3 protein-coding genes are annotated in these 2,585 nt (G+C 44.7%); all 3 read left to right on the top strand.

What is annotated here, in order from left to right; translation table 11 throughout:
* Positions 1–273: 273 nt before the first annotated feature.
* The 3 genes from ABF463_RS14380 (at position 274) to ABF463_RS14370 (ending at position 2,389) form a co-directional block, all read left to right on the top strand.
* Positions 274–867 (top strand): hypothetical protein, encoded by a 594-nt coding sequence (locus tag ABF463_RS14380; protein ID WP_415534707.1) that lies wholly within the window; start codon positions 274–276, stop codon positions 865–867.
* A 123-nt stretch (positions 868–990) separates the two neighbouring features.
* Complete coding sequence (locus tag ABF463_RS14375) at positions 991–1,749, top strand: hypothetical protein (protein ID WP_415534705.1); 759 nt, start codon at positions 991–993, stop codon at positions 1,747–1,749.
* Between the two features lie 259 nt (positions 1,750–2,008).
* On the top strand, positions 2,009–2,389 hold the full coding sequence (locus ABF463_RS14370; RefSeq protein WP_415534703.1) for a hypothetical protein: 381 nt from the start codon (positions 2,009–2,011) through the stop codon (positions 2,387–2,389).
* Positions 2,390–2,585 lie beyond the last annotated feature (196 nt).

The following is a 2,585-nucleotide window of genomic DNA, read 5'->3' as shown; positions in this document are numbered from 1 at the left end:
ATATACCACGGTATACTATGGTTTCGTATTTAAACACAAAACAAAATGCCACCTTATGGCTTAAATAAGCTATAAGGTGGTATTTTTAACTGGTGCGCGCTGAGGAACTCGAATCCCCGACCCTTCGCACGTCAAGGATATATACATATATAAATAAATCGCATATCTATGCGATGTCACTTGCTATGTTTTTCTTTTTTGTCCACCAAGCGGAAGCGGCAATGTATACGCAATGCGTCTATAACGGCCCATAAGACAGAAAGGAGGGGCAAATTGAAGTTATCCGCAGGCAGACATTATACTGTTTTTTTGATCGTCGTTATTGCTCTGCTGGTGTTCTTTTTCTCCACAAAAGCGTGGATGCCTGATGACCGGCCCCATCAAAACCTGCTCTACAAACAGGTCATCCAATTAGGGGATTGGCTCATCCGTTTTCAGGATGCAACGTATGATCCGGCATCACAAACTATGCGCGTTCAGGTACTCCAGAAAGAACAGGGTGACACTACAACCCCGTTTAAAATAACAGCATATTTAGGCAGCACAAGCTCCGGCCGTCAGCTCGCCAGCGTAGTATCCCAGCCTGAAAACAGCCCGGATATGTGCTGGCTGGAGGTACACGGTATTCCAAAAAACTATTATTATGTATCCTTCGTTTTAACCTCCACATACGGCGCACAGACGGTAAGTGCTCCGGGGAACACGTCGTCGGATATTTTCGGTGATTCCGGGCAGGGCCTCGCCCCCACGACGAAGTTTACGCAGATGGTTTCCATTGATTATCGTAGTACAAAGGTGTTGAATTCGGGTGCAGCCTCCAGCGCAGTTTCGGAGAAAGCCACTGTGTCGGAAAGGAGCAAGAAATAATGCCGTACATCCTGATTGCTTTGCTCTTCGCGATTGGCATTTTGGGAGCATTCTTGAGAATAAAAGACAGGGCAGCTTCCAAACAATCTTGCCCAAAACCACCTAAAAAGGAGTCTAAAAACGATGCCAAAAAGCCGTAATAAAGATAGCAACATCCCCAAATGGCAGCTGGATGCCGCCATTGAAATTTCAACTGCCCGCGGCACGACTTGGGATAACATTCTAAGGGATTTTATTGAAAGTTACATTGGTGAAAATATGTCTATTCTGGTCGAACAAGCCAAGCGTGGGCGTTTGCTAATGCTTAAAGAAGAACACCAACAGAGTACGCAGCAGCCTGCGCCTGCGCAAGGTGTTCGCATTGGAGTTTCCGGAATACCTACCGCCGATACCGCCACTCCGTGCCCTCCAATGCATATAAAAACGGTGAATCCACAACATAATTTCCGTTATATCGCCCTGATGAGAACCGGAAGGCAACCGGTCGAAATGCCCCCGAAAGGGGGCATAGGCGATAGCCAAAATTATCAAAGAGAGGTGATGTACATGACACATGAAATCAAAATCAAAGGGATATCTCAAGAAACTTTTGATAAGATGAACCTGTGCTTTTCGCATTCAAGATTTCCAGACAGAAGTGCATTTATCATCAATGCCCTTGAAATTTATATGCTTTATACGGACTCTATATTTATTCGTATGATGCCGGATACCGTCCGATTGTTGACCGAAGATGTCATTTCTAACGAATTGAAAAGGCGCGGAGATCTCATCGAAATCAATATAACTGCCATTGCAAAAATAACCAAATTGCTGCATATCATATGGGGGTTATTTAACAATGAAACGGCTCCAGATGACACCGAAATTGACGATTTTTAAGAGTGGGTCGTTCATGGCCACACCCTCAAAACCGTGGGTCGCGTGTGGGTAATTCCCCCGAAAAGGGTCAACATCTCCTAGGAAATGGAACTTCTGTTACCCACACGCTACCCACAACGCACCTTTTCAGGACCCCGTTCAAATCCTGTCACTGACAGGATTTGCGCGTCTTTGGGGCCCCGCCCCCTTATGCTCTTTCTGAAAACCACCCCCGAGCCCCGAAAATAGGCTGTGAACCGAAATCTTGGAGGAAAATAAAATGCCCAGAAAACACTTTGTTATAGAGGACGATGCCGCCGAAAAATTGCCGGAGTTAGCAGCACGTGAGGGTATGGCACATGGTAAGTATATTAGCCATTTGATTATGCAGGAATATGCCCGGCAGAAAGGCGAATTGCAAATGGATGAGAGGCTACACCGGATGGACTTAAGAGAAAAAGCAATAGACCAAAAGTTAGCCATACTCCTTGATGCATCAAACAGCTTTTATCACCAGTTTGAAACAGGCGCGATCGCCGAAAATTTTCGTTCTGTTGATGACGATCCACATCCATGGATTAAAAAAGGATATGAGTTTGAAGAACACCGCCGTCGCAAAGCAAATTTTAAAAAGCTAAAAAATCCACCCAAATCGCCCTAACAAGATTTGGATGGCAGCAACCCGAAAGAAATTTTTATGCAGTAGTCAATAAACGCAAGAAAGAGGACGAAGTGATGCCAAAGACCGAAGACATGATTAAGCGATTGATACTTGATAAATATAAAAGTATAAGAGCGTTTTCCGTGTTCCACGAGATTCCATATTCAACGATTGATAATCTCTTTAAGCGTGGTGT

Source organism: Ethanoligenens sp., from assembly GCF_047718355.1.
Lineage (GTDB): Bacteria > Bacillota > Clostridia > Oscillospirales > Ethanoligenentaceae > Ethanoligenens.
Note: the sequence above shows the minus strand (reverse complement) of the source record. Positions and strands in the feature narration are given on the sequence as shown.